This window comes from Pseudoalteromonas sp. S3178, assembly GCF_005886985.1.
In the GTDB taxonomy this organism is placed as follows: domain Bacteria; phylum Pseudomonadota; class Gammaproteobacteria; order Enterobacterales; family Alteromonadaceae; genus Pseudoalteromonas; species Pseudoalteromonas carrageenovora.
In genome coordinates, this window is the sequence record NZ_PNCW01000038.1 from 114,777 (window position 1) to 128,754 (window position 13,978).

The 13,978-nt window shown below is 39.5% G+C and carries 13 protein-coding genes and 1 pseudogene; 5 read left to right on the forward strand and 9 right to left on the reverse strand.

Annotated elements, in window-relative coordinates; genetic code table 11:
* The first annotated feature begins 4 nt into the window (after positions 1-4).
* A complete protein-coding gene (locus CWC11_RS12220) occupies positions 5-2,035 on the forward strand; it encodes a BCCT family transporter (protein WP_138682909.1) in 2,031 nt (676 codons plus the stop codon).
* A gap of 82 nt (positions 2,036-2,117) precedes the next feature.
* Here the strand turns inward: CWC11_RS12220 and CWC11_RS23620 are convergent.
* Positions 2,118-2,213: pseudogene (locus tag CWC11_RS23620) on the reverse strand (4a-hydroxytetrahydrobiopterin dehydratase); the annotation flags it as partial.
* Positions 2,214-2,440: 227 nt separating this feature from the next.
* Between CWC11_RS23620 and CWC11_RS12225 the strand changes: the two are divergent.
* Genes CWC11_RS12225 through CWC11_RS12240 form a run of 4 tightly spaced genes read left to right on the forward strand, consistent with a single transcriptional unit; the run spans position 2,441 to position 7,165 of the window.
* A complete protein-coding gene (locus CWC11_RS12225; protein ID WP_138682910.1) occupies positions 2,441-3,679 on the forward strand; it encodes an efflux RND transporter periplasmic adaptor subunit in 1,239 nt (412 codons plus the stop codon).
* Positions 3,679-4,359, forward strand: coding sequence for an ABC transporter ATP-binding protein (locus CWC11_RS12230; protein WP_138682911.1), 681 nt, complete (start codon positions 3,679-3,681; stop codon positions 4,357-4,359). The genes CWC11_RS12225 and CWC11_RS12230 overlap by 1 nt, the downstream gene beginning before the upstream one ends.
* On the forward strand, positions 4,359-6,719 hold the full coding sequence (locus CWC11_RS12235) for an ABC transporter permease (protein ID WP_138682912.1): 2,361 nt from the start codon (positions 4,359-4,361) through the stop codon (positions 6,717-6,719). The genes CWC11_RS12230 and CWC11_RS12235 overlap by 1 nt, the downstream gene beginning before the upstream one ends.
* Positions 6,720-6,727: 8 nt before the next feature.
* Complete coding sequence (locus tag CWC11_RS12240) at positions 6,728-7,165, forward strand: hypothetical protein (protein WP_138682913.1); 438 nt, start codon at positions 6,728-6,730, stop codon at positions 7,163-7,165.
* A gap of 59 nt (positions 7,166-7,224) precedes the next feature.
* On the opposite strand, the gene CWC11_RS12245 is transcribed toward CWC11_RS12240, so the two are convergent.
* The 8 genes from CWC11_RS12245 to pspA form a co-directional block, all read right to left on the reverse strand.
* The gene (locus CWC11_RS12245) at positions 7,225-7,569 is read right to left on the reverse strand and encodes a 4a-hydroxytetrahydrobiopterin dehydratase (RefSeq protein WP_006793641.1); all 345 of its coding nucleotides are present in this window, start codon (positions 7,567-7,569) and stop codon (positions 7,225-7,227) included.
* Between the two features lie 38 nt (positions 7,570-7,607).
* Positions 7,608-8,405, reverse strand: a complete 798-nt coding sequence (gene phhA / locus CWC11_RS12250; RefSeq protein WP_138682914.1) for a phenylalanine 4-monooxygenase — start codon at positions 8,403-8,405, stop codon at positions 7,608-7,610.
* Positions 8,406-8,642: 237 nt separating this feature from the next.
* Positions 8,643-9,824, reverse strand: coding sequence for a methionine gamma-lyase (gene megL / locus CWC11_RS12255; protein WP_138682915.1), 1,182 nt, complete (start codon positions 9,822-9,824; stop codon positions 8,643-8,645).
* Between the two features lie 142 nt (positions 9,825-9,966).
* Complete coding sequence (locus CWC11_RS12260; protein ID WP_138682916.1) at positions 9,967-10,995, reverse strand: YcjF family protein; 1,029 nt, start codon at positions 10,993-10,995, stop codon at positions 9,967-9,969.
* Positions 10,992-12,416 (reverse strand): YcjX family GTP-binding protein, encoded by a 1,425-nt coding sequence (locus tag CWC11_RS12265; protein ID WP_138682917.1) that lies wholly within the window; start codon positions 12,414-12,416, stop codon positions 10,992-10,994. Before CWC11_RS12265 ends, CWC11_RS12260 begins: the two co-directional genes overlap by 4 nt.
* A gap of 55 nt (positions 12,417-12,471) precedes the next feature.
* Positions 12,472-12,873: an envelope stress response membrane protein PspC gene (gene pspC, locus CWC11_RS12270; RefSeq protein ID WP_138682918.1), complete on the reverse strand. Its 402-nt coding sequence runs from the start codon at positions 12,871-12,873 to the stop codon at positions 12,472-12,474.
* Positions 12,870-13,103: an envelope stress response membrane protein PspB gene (gene pspB, locus CWC11_RS12275; protein WP_138682919.1), complete on the reverse strand. Its 234-nt coding sequence runs from the start codon at positions 13,101-13,103 to the stop codon at positions 12,870-12,872. Before pspB ends, pspC begins: the two co-directional genes overlap by 4 nt.
* A gap of 67 nt (positions 13,104-13,170) precedes the next feature.
* Positions 13,171-13,830, reverse strand: a complete 660-nt coding sequence (gene pspA / locus CWC11_RS12280; RefSeq protein WP_138682920.1) for a phage shock protein PspA — start codon at positions 13,828-13,830, stop codon at positions 13,171-13,173.
* Between the last annotated feature and the right edge of the window lie 148 nt (positions 13,831-13,978).

Here is a 13,978-nt window from a genome sequence, read left to right on the forward strand (position 1 = left end):
TAATATGACAAAAACTGCTTTACGCTCAACTATTTTGCTACCGGTATTTTTACCTGCAGTGTTTATTATTCTGCTCTTGGTAATTGGTACAAGTAGCAACCCTGAACTGGCAGGGCAAGCATTCAGTGTAACCCTGAAGTGGATAACAGAAACCTTTGGTTGGTTTTATATGTTATCAGTCGCTATTTTCTTAGTTTTCATCGTTTGTGTTGCAACCTCTAGCTGGGGCAATATCAAGCTGGGTCCTGATCATGCGCAGCCGCAATACAGTTTCGCTGAATGGTTTGCCATGCTATTTTCAGCCGGTTACGGAGTCGCATTACTTTATTTTGGTGTAGCAGAGCCCGTGCTCCATTATGCATCTCCGCCCGCAGGCGCAGCAGAAACCGTCGACGCCGCCAAGCAAGCTATGCAAATTGCATTTTTTCATTGGGGTTTTCACATATGGGCAATCTATGGAATTGTCGGTTTAGTCCTTGCTTATTTTGCATTTCGCCATGGCCTTCCACTGTCGATTCGCTCAGCGTTGTATCCACTTATTGGTGATAAAATATATGGCCCTATTGGTCACACTGTTGATGTGTTTGCCATATTAGGCACGCTATTTGGTATTGCTACAACGTTAGGGCTTTCCGTTACCCAAATTAATGCCGGGCTGCATTATTTGTGGCCAAATATCCCTATTAATACCACAGTACAAATTACTGCTATTGCCATTATTACAGCAGCGGCCACGCTCTCTGTAGTGGCAGGTATGGATAAAGGAGTAAAGCGCTTATCTATTGTAAACATGACACTTGCAGTGTCATTAATGGCCTTCGTATTTTTTATTGGCCCTACTATTCATATCCTTGAATCGTTTTTACAAAATACCGGCAGCTACCTAAGCGGTATTGTTGAGCGTACTTTTAATTTACAAGCATATAGCCGTAGTGATTGGATTGGTAACTGGACACTATTTATATTTGGCTGGACTATTGCTTGGGCGCCATTTGTTGGCATGTTTATCGCCAAAATAAGCCGCGGCAGAACCATCAGGCAATTTGTTGTAGGAGTGATGTTAGTTCCGACTATTTTTACCTTTTTGTGGTTTTCTGTGTTTGGTGATACCGCGTTAAATCTAATAATGAATGAAGGGTTCAATACTTTAATTACTGATGTTCAAGCCAACCAAGCTGTTGCATTGTTTCAGTTATTTGAGGTGCTACCGCTATCATTTATTATTTCGCTACTCACCGTTATTCTAATCATTACCTTTTTTGTAACCTCGTCTGACTCAGGATCATTAGTTATTGATTCCCTCGCCTCTGGCGGTAATATTAATACGCCCGCATGGCAACGCGTGTTTTGGGCTGTGCTAGAGGGCGCTGTGGCTGCTGTTTTATTAGTGGCAGGAGGGTTAAGTGCGCTACAAACTATGACTATAGCCAGTGCCTTACCCTTTGCGATTATTATGCTTATTGCAACCGCCGGGCTTTGGCGAGCACTCATTATTGAAGGCCATCGCGATACTAGCTTACAAGCACATGCGCTCAATGGCCGTAATGTCAACTTATCTCATTGGAAGCGGCGTTTAGCCGCCATGGTTAATTACCCCAATAAAGAAAAAGTACACACCTTCATTAGTAGTGTGGTGGTACAAGCGATGCAGGCCGTTCAGGCTGAATTAAAAGCTCGACAATGGCATGCAGAGGTTGATTTTGATACCGACTTAGGCCGTGCTCATTTAACTGTGCTACGCCATGAGCATGTTGATTTTGTATATGACATTCGTCTAACCGAACACCCTATGCCAAGCTTTGCCTATTCAGAACTAAAGCCCGATATTGATAACACCGAAATGTATTACAAGGCTGATGTTTTCTTACGTCGTGGTGGGCAATCTTACGATGTGTATGGTTACAGTGAAGATGATATTGTGAAAGATATTCTTGATCAATTTGAGAATTACTTACACTTTTTAGGTAACAGCCCAGGTGAGCTACCTTGGGATATGGCCGAGCACGATGACATGTTAAATAGCGATAAATCTTAAATAAGCATCGTATTCAATGCACAATTAATGCAATAAAAAAGGCACTGAAAAGTGCCTTTTAGTTTGCACAATTAATTTTTAATTACAGTGCGTTAAATATGTCGTCTGTTTTAGCTGCGCAAATAAAGTCGTTTTTGTATAGCAACATAATAGTTTCTCTACCCCACATCATCAGAAGTAAAATAATTAAATTTCTATTGCCCTAAGTTACATTAAAATAAAATTTACATCGTTAACTTAGTGGTGATATAACTGAGTGTGTTTTGGGGACGAGTTGATGAATATTCAGACTGTTAGCTGCTAGATATTAACCTCACATCCTTTTTATAAGGAAAGTGAAAACTCTAACTTAAATAACGTTTAGCCTATTTTTAAAATAATAAAAGCACTTAGCAGGTTGTACTAATGGAAGAGTATTTAATCGTAAAACAAAAAAAGAAAGCTCCATTCATAATTGGGACTTTATTGTTGTTAATAGCTCTTGGCTATTTAATTAAATTAGCACTATTCTCTGATGGCATACCTGCTCGTTATTTGAAACCAATACTTGTTACTAAAATATCCTCACCTAATGTATTAAAAGGGATTGGTACAATAGAGCCTACACAAAGAGAGCTTTTGTCTGCGCCGCTAAAAGGCAATATCAAAGCACTTACAATTCGTGAAGGGCAAGCTATAAAAAAAGGCCAAGTATTGGCAAAGCTAACTAACTACGAGTTGGAACAAGATATACATAATGCGAGCTATGAGCAGCTTAATTTAGAATCTCAGGTGGCTATTGATAAAAGCAATTTAACAATCAAGCTCTCGCAAATCAAAGTAGACTTATCTAAAGCCCAAATGGCATTGCAGCAGCAATCGCTTGAATTAAATGCTAATAAAGTTTTAATGGAACAAGGTATTATTTCTGCAATTCGCTTTAAACAAAGCGAAATGCTTTACAAGCAAAGTGAACTTGAAGTTAATGCTAAAAATGATGAACTTGGCCTATTTAAAGATGCATTTGATCAGCAATTAATTGCGCTTGATAACAAAATAAACATCGCCAAAAACAAACTTAGTTATTTACAAAGGCGCCAAGAGCAATTAACACTCACAGCAAACTTTGACGGTACCGTAAGCCAAAACTTAGCTAAATTAGGTCAAGCGGTCACACAAGGTCAATCGTTGTTTGAGTTAATAGAGACCGACAACTTACTCGCTAAAATACAAGTTCCTCAATATTCATCTACTCAGTTAAAGATAGGCCAAAAAGCAGACATAGTTACGCCCAGTGGCACAATTGCAGCTAAGGTTGATTATATTGATACGGTAATAAGAAATGGTGCTATTAACGTATTTTTAGTATTAAACGCCCCCCCACCATCATGGCTTAGAAGCAGCCAAGCAATAGAAGCTCATATTTATTTAGAGAAATCTCTACTCGTTCAAAATATTCCAAAGCCGAATGACTTTGATAGTCATAGCCAGTGGAAGATTTATGAAGTAACACCATCAAGTAAAGCTATTCTTACTCACATAAATTACAAATCGAGCGAGCGAGATACGTTAAGCTTTAATGAACCATTAAAAAGTAACTATGTGTTGTTACTGCCTGCTGATTACGCCACTGAAAATAACTTTGACTTGATAGGTGCTTTTTGATGAGTTATCCGCTGATAGAGTTTAATAATGTTTTTTATCAATATCCTAATACCAAAGTGAATACACTTAAAGCTATAAACTTTAAAATAAACAGTGGCGATTATATTGCAATTACGGGCACCTCAGGCAGTGGTAAAAGTACCCTACTTTCTATTTTAGGTTTGTTAAATTTACCCAGCCAAGGGCAATACACTATTTTAGACACTAACACAGCAGACTTAACACCCGATGCGATTGCAGCTATTAAAAACAGAGAGCTTGGCTTTATATTTCAAAACTTTAATTTGTTAAATCATTTAAGCGTATTTGATAACGTTGCTTTACCACTGAGTTACAACAAATCAGTGCCTAGAAAGGACTACCTAAATAAAGTTAAAGCTGCACTTAATAAAGTAAACATGCTTGAGTTTATTGATAGAAAACCAAGCCAATTGTCTGGCGGGCAACAACAAAGAGTTGCTATTGCTAGAGCATTAATAAATGATCCCTCTGTTATTTTAGCTGACGAGCCAACCGGTAATTTAGATTCGAGCAATAGCGAGCAAATATATCAGTTACTCAATAAGCTAAACGACGAAGGTAAAACAATTTGTTTAATTACCCATGATGAAAACCATGCTAAAACAGCAAAAACGCGTTTGTATATTCAAGACGGGCAGCTAAGTGCGCAAGGTTTTTAATGCTAAATTTAATTACTGATCTGACTTTTAACTGGCTAAAATATGCTAAGCAAAGTACTAAATTATGGCTTAGCTGTTTGTTGCTGAGTATTCCTTTATGTTTAATTTTAAATATAAGTAACATTCATAGTCAGTTTTTATCAGCCGATTACACGGCAATAAATAACATTCATAACATTAAACAAGTTTACTTAAGTGACACTCAAAATGACTTACCCGTTGATGAATACATTTTTGATGAAATAACCGTATTGCACCCAGGTTTAGTCGGCGTTTTTGAACGCTCTATCGATTTATCATTAAAGCTTTCGGTTAATCATGATAGTGAGGCCGTTAAGGTAAGTTTTATATCGGGGGGTTATAAACAATTAGGTATCATTCCTGCTTTAGGCAGCTTTGAAAAATTAGATTACCCAAAACAAGGCAGCGCACTAAGTGCCGCTATTAGCTATTCGTTTTGGCATACTCATTTTAAAGGTGTCACTGATATTATTGGCAAACAGCTTGTTGTTAATAATAAAAGCATAAACATTGTTGCTGTAATGCCAAAAGAGTTTAAAAGCTTTAAACGTGCCTATGAACCTAAACTTGTTATTCCTTACTCGCAACTCAAGCGTATTTTGCCTCAAGAAAGTAACCTGACCCCAGATACATTTACGTATATTCTAGGAAACGTTAAAAATAAAACACTTTTCTTAAACTTGCTAAATAAGCACTTACAAAACGAAATGTTTATATTTGATAACACCGAACTTAAGTTTAGTGATGGTATTGGCGTCAACCCAACTCACTTTAACAAAATAATAAAGCGCCTAAACTTATTGCAGTTACTATATTATATTTTACTCTCATTTAGCTTTATTGCCTTTTGTGCATTTTACTGTGCAGAATCAATTAAAAAGCAACAAGAAGAAACTATACGCAAATTATGCGGAGCCAATAATACACACATTTTTGTGCAGCAAATTATTGATATCGTACTCACAAGCCTACTGCTTATTATTGTAATGTGCGTTTTTTATCCACTGAGCGACAGTATCAGCGCAATTTTATTACCAAGCCTGAACCAGCTAAGCAGCTCTTTTTCATTATTTACGCTGGCGGTATTTTACATTGTTATTATTACTTTTTTATCGGCGCTTAGTTATTTTCAACGAAGGTGGATACACAGCAGTATTGGACGCGGCCAAAGTGCAACAACAAGCGAAAAAGTACAAGTATTCTCATTACTTTCGTTACTTACTAGCCTTGCTATTACAAGTGTTTACATTAGTAGTTTGGTTATTTACAGCCAGATTAATTTAAATAATAAAAACGTGGGATTTGTTGCTGATAATATTTTAATAGCTAGTTTTAGCTTCCCGCAATCACCTAGCGAGGCCTTTATTGCAAATAACTCTGCTCAACAATTAATTCAGCAATTAAATTCACTGCCCATTATTGAAGAAGTATCGCTTAGCTCTGCTCCGCCACTATCAGATCGCAGTGGGTTTAGTGCATGGTACACCGTTACCGGACAAGCTATCAGTTCGGGGAAAAGCGCCAGTACCGCAAGCCATAGAGTGAGCCCGCATTACTTTAAAACTATTGGCGCTAAGCTTATCTCAGGGCAAAGCGTGCAATGGCAACAGTATCAAAGCATTGTTGTTAACAGTGCTTTATGGGATCAATACTTTGCAGGCACAGAACTAAACCAAGCTTATTTATTAGCCCAATTTGATACTGGAAAAGTAAAGCATAAAGTAGTTGGCGTTGTTAATGATATTTATAATGAAGGAGCCGATACACCCGTTCAGCCCACTGTGTACAGTGTAATAAGCGCCCTGACAGGTTTTGAAACAATCATAATTAAAACTTATGCGCCCATCACACAAGTTGAAAGTGAACTCCAAACGGCAATAAAGGCATTAAGTGTAAACTTTAACGATTTATCACTTACCCCCCTTTCGTCTTTAGTAAAAAATGAGCAAGCCCCTAGAAATGCATTACTTATAATTACCGTTGTGTGCTCCTCAATTCTTCTACTCTCTGCGTTTTTATACAACTACAGTAGTATTAAACAACTTACGGCTAAATCATCCACAGAGCTTGCGTTAAGACGTGCTATGGGCGCTCGCAGCTACCAAATATGCTATTTATTTTTAAAGCTCTTTTTCACTGCATTTGTGATAGCCCACATAGTTATTGTCGCACTATTTTTCACCCAACATGAAAAACTACAAACTTATTTATTTCAACAATCCGTTTTTGACCTAAATATTATACTGATAGTGCATTTAGTCATTTTGTTAGCGGTTATATGTATTATTGCTATAGAGATTAAAAAAACACTTAACAACTCGTGGAATCACTTAACTTAAGGATAAACATGTACAAATTACTACTAGCTACACTACTTATATACGGCGGAAATACATACGCTGAGCAGTACAGTTTCTCTCATTACCAAATGGTTAAATCGCCCATTAATAATACCGCACCGCAAATGTTTTTATTTAACAGCAAAGGCGAGTTGATGCATTACTCTGATAAATATTTACCAAATATTTTATCTATTTTTAAAAATAAACAAAGCCATCCTGACTCCGATTTAATTAAAAGTAATTTAGAGCAGCTATTAACAACATTGCCCGATTTTACTCAGCAAAAGTATACGTTGTTTTACACCTCAATAGATGAAGATGTAGGCCCCTGTCCACCTTGTAGACAACAAGAAAAAACAATCGACATGCTTAAAAGTAAGTTTTCAGATAAGCAGTTAAAGGTTCATTCAATTTCTATAAATGCCAGTGACAACGGTATATAAAAAAAGCCCGCTAAATAGCTTTAGCGGGCTTTTTTGCAAAGGTTAAACCTTTAAAAAGTTTACAGCGCGTTAAATACGTCATCTGTTTTAGCTGCGCAAATAAAATCGTTTTTGTGTAGGCCTTTAATTGAATGGCTCCACCACGTTACAGTTACTTTGCCCCACTCGGTTAATAAACCAGGGTGATGGCCTTCATCTTCTGCCATGTCGCCCACTTTGTTAGTAAATGCGATAGCTTGTTTAAAGTTTTTAAATTTATAAACACGTTCAAGCTGCATAATGCCGTCGCGTACTTCTGGTACCCAGTCTGGTATTTTAGTAATTAATTGTGCAAGCTCTTCGTCAGATACTTTTGGTGCATCTACGTGGCAGGCTTCGCATTTTTGTTCACTTAATGAAGACATTTTAAATCCTTACTTTAGCGTTTCTTTTTAAATTAAAGTTAACCGGCTAATTTTTCTTTAGGTGGAAATTTTGGGTCGTGCAAACCAAGCGCTTTAGCTTGCTCAACCAAAGTCATAATATCCATTTGCGATATATCAAACAGATCATGAATCGAATTTATGGTGTAGTACTGTGGTTGCATAATATCAATACGGTACGGCGTACGCAGCACATCAATTACGCTCATGGGCGTTATTTCTGGTGTGTCTGAATACACGTATTGCGTTTCACCCGGACTTGATAAAATACCGCCGCCGTAGATACGCAGGCCATCTTCGGTTTGCATTAAACCGAACTCAACCGTAAACCAATACATACGTGCAAGGTACACGCGATCTTTTTTCTGTGCTGCGTACCCTAATTGGCCATATTTGTGTGTAAATTCGGCAAAGTCAGGGTTGGTTAGCATTGCGCAGTGGCCAAATATTTCATGGAAGATGTCAGGTTCTTGTAGGTAGTCAAACTCTTCACGGCTACGAATAAACGTAGCTACCGGAAATTGTTTGTTTGCCAATAATCTAAAAAACTCATCAAAATCGATAAGCGCAGGTACAGGCGCTACTTGCCAACCAGTTGAGGCAAGAAGCACTTCGTTAAGCTCGCTTAACTGTGGGATACGATCGTGTGGTAGGTTTATTTTTTTAAGCCCCTCCATGTACTCATCGCAGGCCTTGCCTTCTATGCACGCAAGTTGGCGTGCTACAAGCTCAGACCAAATTTTATTTTCTTCATCGCTCCAGTGTATAACACCATTTTCGTCTGGTGTTTTGGATGTGTATTTACTTGCTTTAGCCATAATAACCTTCTTGGGGTTAAGCCCTAAATGTGTGTCAGTGTGATACTCAAGATGAGTGAATATCTAATGCAGCCATACTATGCAAAAGTGAAGAAAAGTTTAATAGTTAAGCGTATATCAGCATTTGGCACGATCACTCAAACTGTAAATTTAAAATTACACACAAGGAGTGAATTATGTACACTACCGTTTATAAAGGCCTTGAAGTTCAACTTTAATGTACACAAATAAATACACTCAATAAATCAACGTAAAAGCTTGATTTAAGTCATCAATAATATCGTTAACATCCTCAAGCCCAACAGAGAGCCTAATTAGGCCGTCGCTTATACCTGCGGCTGCTCGCTCCTGTGGTGTATAAGGCGAGTGCGTCATTGATGCGGGGTGCTGAATGAGCGTTTCGGCATCACCTAAACTTACAGCGAGTGTGCAAAGCTTCATACTATCTATAAACTGCGCTCCTTGGACAAGGGTGCCTTTAATTTCAAATGCAATAACGCCACCTGCAGCTTTCATTTGATTGCCTATGTATTTATTACCTGGGTGCGATTTAAGCCCTGGGTAGTAAACAATATTAACCTGTGGGTGTGCCTCTAAGTGTTCAGCTACTTTTTGTGCGCTTTGGCAATGACGCTCCATGCGTATAGCTAAGGTTTTTAAGCCGCGGTTTATTAGCCATGCGTCGTGTGGGCTTATAGTTGCACCAATATCTTTAAGTACCGTCATTTTTATTAAGGTAATGTGCTCTTGCGTTCCACACACAAGCCCTGCTACTACATCACCATGGCCGTTTAAATATTTGGTGGCGCTGTGCATAATAATATCTATACCGTACTGCTTAGGCGATTGCAGCAGTGGCGTTAAAAAGGTGTTGTCGACCACACTAATTAAATTGTGCTGTTTAGCCACTGCACCAATTAAGGCTAAATCAATAACAGCCATTGTCGGATTTATGGGTGTTTCGACAAAAATCATTTTGGAATTAGGTTTAATGGCAGCGCGTAGTTCGTCCTCGCAGGTCATATCAACAAAAGTGACTTCAATCCCCCAGCGCGGCAACATGTGTGCAAAAAACGCGAACGTACAACCATATAACGCGCTTGATGCCACAAGGTGATCGCCCTGCGATAAAAAGCTCAATACCGATGCCGATACCGCGCCCATACCGGTGGCGGTGGCAGCTGCAGCTTCGCAGCCTTCTAACTGTGCTACTTTTTGCTCAAGTTCGGTGGTGGTTGGATTACCTAGGCGGGTGTAAATATAACCTGGCTCTTCGCCTGCAAAACGTGCGGCGCCTTGTGCTGCATTTTCAAAATGAAAGGTAGAGGTTTGATACAAAGGCGACGTGAGTGCGCCGTGCGGATCGTTTGCTTTTTGTGGGCCATGGATACATTGGGTATTAATATGATGCTTGCTCATTGTGTGCTCTCGTTTTTATTATGTGTGTCAATTACATAAATAAAACGCACCGCACTTTAAATCACAAGCATGCCGGATGCTCAGATGGCTATTTGTGCAAAAACCGTTCAGCGCGACTTTGTACACAAATATTGCCACTTTTTTATTGTGTTGGCTCGGCCTTTTTACGGCTCATAATTTTACTAGCAATACTTTGCACTGTGCCTTTTAACAAGCTGCGTTTGTTTTCAAGCCTTGGTAGTGGGCGGCTAAGCTCCATTGCTTTGTAACCAATGCGTGCTGTAAAAATACCCGCGCTTACCCCTTGTGCTGCACGCCCAGAAAGCTTACCTAAAAGCTCAGCACTGAGTGCTGTGGCTGCTAAATCAGATACAAGCTCAGCACTGCCTACAAACATCACTTGTTTTATAAGCATACGGTAGAGCTTAATGCGGCTTGCGTAACCAAAACCAATGCCATAAATTTTACCTATTTGCTCAATTAACTTAGTGCCGCGCCAAAGCACTGCCATCATATCCACCAGCGCAAGCGGGCTTAGGGCAACGAGCAATGCTGACTCTGTGGCAAAGCGATTTATTAACTTTTTAGCGTGGGTGTCTTGCGTTATAAGTAAGCTATTCGCGTAAAGGGTCATTATTTCTTTATCGCTATGATGGGTAGCTACTTGGTTTTTAAACGCGTCGAAGTTGTCGAGTTGTTGGTGCTTGTTTAGCTTTTCAAGCCACGGCAATGCGCCGCCTACTTGCTCGCTATTTAAAAGCCTGTCGGCTTCATGGCGGTGTAACTGATTGCGCTTTAAACTGCGCAGCATTCTATATTCGCGCCAGAGCATGCGCCCAATTAATAGCACACCACTTACCACGGCTGTTAAATATACGCCGCCTAAAATTACCGATTGCTGAAATGCAAATACTAGCGAATAAGCAAACTCAAGTAGCACCAGTACTAAAAAGCTGACAACAAACACACCTTTAAGCGTTTGCCATTTTGACTTTTTATATACCGGCTCTAAATCTATTTCATCTTCAAGAAGCTCATCATCAGGCTCTTCAATGTATTCACTTTGACCTTGAGCAACTATTTTTGCAGGGGCAAGTTTAGGCTCAACCTGCTCATCTGCCTGGGTATTAATACGCCTACCCGCTTGAAATGTTTGGTGTGTATCGTTCATGATAATTTGTCTCCTAACAGGTACTGCATCACATGATCAAGACGAATATGTTTAAGTTGCTTGTCGGGGTTTGCCATAGGCGCAAACGACAAAAACTCAAACCCCTGCGCTGGCCACTCATTTTTATTAAGCATGCGGTTAGGTGGCTGTGGTGGTAAGTAAGTTAGCCAGTCTTGCTCGTTAAGTGGTTTGCCATAAATGCAATCAAGCGTTTGACCTTTATCGGCAACTTGGCGCGGCTGCGTTGCAGTAATTGACGACATAGCCATAGTTTCTATTTGTACGCCATCAAACTTTAAGTGATTGCTTTGCTCATGCACAAGCGAATCAAGCAGTAGTGCTAAGTCTTTGTGATGCTTGGCACTTATATGATCTGACTTATTGGCAGCAAAGAGTATTTTATCTATGTTGGGTTTAAATAAACGTTTAAAAAAGCCCGACTCGCCGTAATTAAAGTGTGCGAGCAATTGATTAATTACACTACTTTGCTCTTGGAGTGTTTCGTGGCCTTCGTTTAAAGCGCTGAGTACATCTACTAGCACAATTTGACGGTCAAAGTGTTTAAAGTGCTCATTATAAAAAGGCTTAACTACTTCTTTTACATAGGCGTTAAAACGCTTAATTAAATGCGCTAAGTTAGAGCCAGGCACCACTTCATCGCTTTTTATATGCTGTGCATTTACCGGAAAAAACAATAAAAGCGGCGCACCTTGTAAGTCGCCAGGCATAAGCATACGCCCAGGTTGTAACATGGCAAGCTTGGTGTCTTTTTTAAGGCCCACCAGCATACTTTGATAAAGCGCTGCAATGTGCGCAAGCAACCCTTCATCTACGGGGGCATTTAAATCAAGCTGTTCAAGCGCGTTTAAAAATTCAGTAGAGGTGTTTACACGCGGGTGCTGTAATAACAGCGGATATTGTTGCTCGCACCACAAGCTATAGCTTTGCTCAAGCATAGGTAAATCAAGTAGCCATTCACCTGGGTAGTCAATAATATCTAAATACAGCGTAGATTGCGGCGAAAAATGCCCACGCAACCCTGAAGCACTTTGGTATTTAATAGCCAAGCGCAGGGTGTTAATACGCTCGGTTGATGCAGGCCATGTAGGCTCCCCATCGCTTGGGAGTAATGCGTTAAGTGCTCGTGGGTAGTCAAACGTAGGCACCTTTAACGCCTCTTGCGGAACAACTTTAGTGGCAATGTGGCGGTGCTCTCGCATTACATCAAAAAAGGGTAAGTTTTTATCATCACTTTGTGTGGTTAAGTGTTTAACAAGCGCGGTAATAAACGCCGTTTTACCACTACCACTTAAACCCGTTACGGCTAATTTTACGTGTTGATCTAAACTACGATGAAGGGCTTTTTGGGCTGAACCTTTAATGCTTTTAAAGGTTTTTTTGGCAAATGAAGTGCTACTCATAATGGGCTAGCACTTCATTGATGCTTAATCACCGAACAAAGTGCTATTAAATCCTTTAAAGTTTGTTGATTTCACGGCTAACCGTAAACTCGCTTGAAGTAACATGGCGTTCCATATCTTGAAGGCGCGAATCTACTCGCCCTAAACGCTCTTTTAAGTCTTGCAATGCGCGGCGCGGAGGCTCGCCTTTTTGCCATACTTTAAATTTAACTTCTAGCGGATCGTCAGTTTTAGTTGAGCTGTTTGTATGTGTAGTTGTGGGGTCTTTTATATCTAAAATAAACCACGCTGCAATATACGCTACCACAAATAATGGGCCACCTGTTAGCAGTACCGCACTAACAAATATAATGCGAACTAACCATAACTCCATATTAAAGTAGTCACTTAATCCCGCACATACACCGGCTATTTTACCGCGTTGTGGGTCTCTTAATAATTCGCGTTTGGCACTCATACTTTACGTCTCCATTGTGGTGACTCTTGATCAAGTAATGCTTCAAGGGTTTCTACTCGGTCAGCCATTTTTTCGGCTTTTTGAGCAAGCTCAAGTAATTGGCGGTGTTCATGCTCACTTAAACCTTGGCTTACTTGTTTTTTGCTACGGTAGTGTAAAATTAACCACAGTGGCGCAACAAAAATCATAAACATGACAAATGGTACAATTATTACCTCTGAATCAAACATAACCCTCTCCTGGCAATCCGTATTCGATGTTTTAAGCAGTGGGGCACTTTAAGTACCCCTTTATAAGTTATTTATCAGCTAGCTTCTTTTTAAGTTCGGCTAACTCATCATCTATCTTTTCATTTTTTTGTAAGTCTGCAATTTCGTCTGCTAATGTTTTCTTACCTAAATCGTACGACTCTATTTGAGATTCTAGTCCATCAATTTTAGTTTCGTAGCGTTCAAAACGATTAAGTGCATCTTCTACTTTAGAGCTATCAAGCGCTTTTTTCACTTCAAGGCGCGACTCAGCCGAGCGTTGACGTAAAATAATTGCCTTTTGACGCGCTTTAGCATCAGCTAGCTTTTCTTGCAGCGTGGTGACTTCTTGCTGTAGTTTCTCAATATGAGACTCTACATGCTCAAGCTCACCTTCTACAGCAGCTGCGGCTTCAGCCGACTTTTGCTTTTCAAGCAATGCTGAGCGTGCTAAATCGTCGCGATCCTTGCTAAGAGCTAGCTCGGCTTTATCTTGCCAATCACTTACTTGCGCCTTTAATGCTTCTGCACGGCGTACAATTTCTTTTTTCTCAGCGAGTGTTTTAGCTGACGTAGAGCGTACCTCTACTAATGTGTCTTCCATCTCTTGGATAATAAGACGAACCATTTTTTCTGGGTCTTCTGCTTTATCTAAAATGGCATTGATATTAGAATTAACAATGTCTGCAAAACGTGAAAAAATTCCCATAACATTTACCTCTGTAATTTAAACTTAGTTAGTCTGCTGTAACTAGTATCAATATGCTTGCCAACTTTTTAAAAACTAAAATACACTTTATTTTCATTAAGTTAAACTAAATATACAAATTCCTTTAGTTATCCTTGATTATGAAATA

Coding starts and splice junctions, on each gene's coding strand:
- pspA (WP_138682920.1), bottom strand. CDS start 13,830: ATGGGAATTTTTTCACGTTTTGCAGACATTGTTAATTCTAATATCAAT.
- CWC11_RS12240 (WP_138682913.1), top strand. CDS start 6,728: ATGTACAAATTACTACTAGCTACACTACTTATATACGGCGGAAATACA.
- CWC11_RS12245 (WP_006793641.1), bottom strand. CDS start 7,569: ATGTCTTCATTAAGTGAACAAAAATGCGAAGCCTGCCACGTAGATGCA.
- phhA (WP_138682914.1), bottom strand. CDS start 8,405: ATGGCTAAAGCAAGTAAATACACATCCAAAACACCAGACGAAAATGGT.
- CWC11_RS12260 (WP_138682916.1), bottom strand. CDS start 10,995: ATGAACGATACACACCAAACATTTCAAGCGGGTAGGCGTATTAATACC.
- megL (WP_138682915.1), bottom strand. CDS start 9,824: ATGAGCAAGCATCATATTAATACCCAATGTATCCATGGCCCACAAAAA.
- CWC11_RS12225 (WP_138682910.1), top strand. CDS start 2,441: ATGGAAGAGTATTTAATCGTAAAACAAAAAAAGAAAGCTCCATTCATA.
- pspB (WP_138682919.1), bottom strand. CDS start 13,103: ATGTTTGATTCAGAGGTAATAATTGTACCATTTGTCATGTTTATGATT.
- CWC11_RS12265 (WP_138682917.1), bottom strand. CDS start 12,416: ATGAGTAGCACTTCATTTGCCAAAAAAACCTTTAAAAGCATTAAAGGT.
- pspC (WP_138682918.1), bottom strand. CDS start 12,873: ATGAGTGCCAAACGCGAATTATTAAGAGACCCACAACGCGGTAAAATA.
- CWC11_RS12220 (WP_138682909.1), top strand. CDS start 5: ATGACAAAAACTGCTTTACGCTCAACTATTTTGCTACCGGTATTTTTA.
- CWC11_RS12235 (WP_138682912.1), top strand. CDS start 4,359: ATGCTAAATTTAATTACTGATCTGACTTTTAACTGGCTAAAATATGCT.
- CWC11_RS12230 (WP_138682911.1), top strand. CDS start 3,679: ATGAGTTATCCGCTGATAGAGTTTAATAATGTTTTTTATCAATATCCT.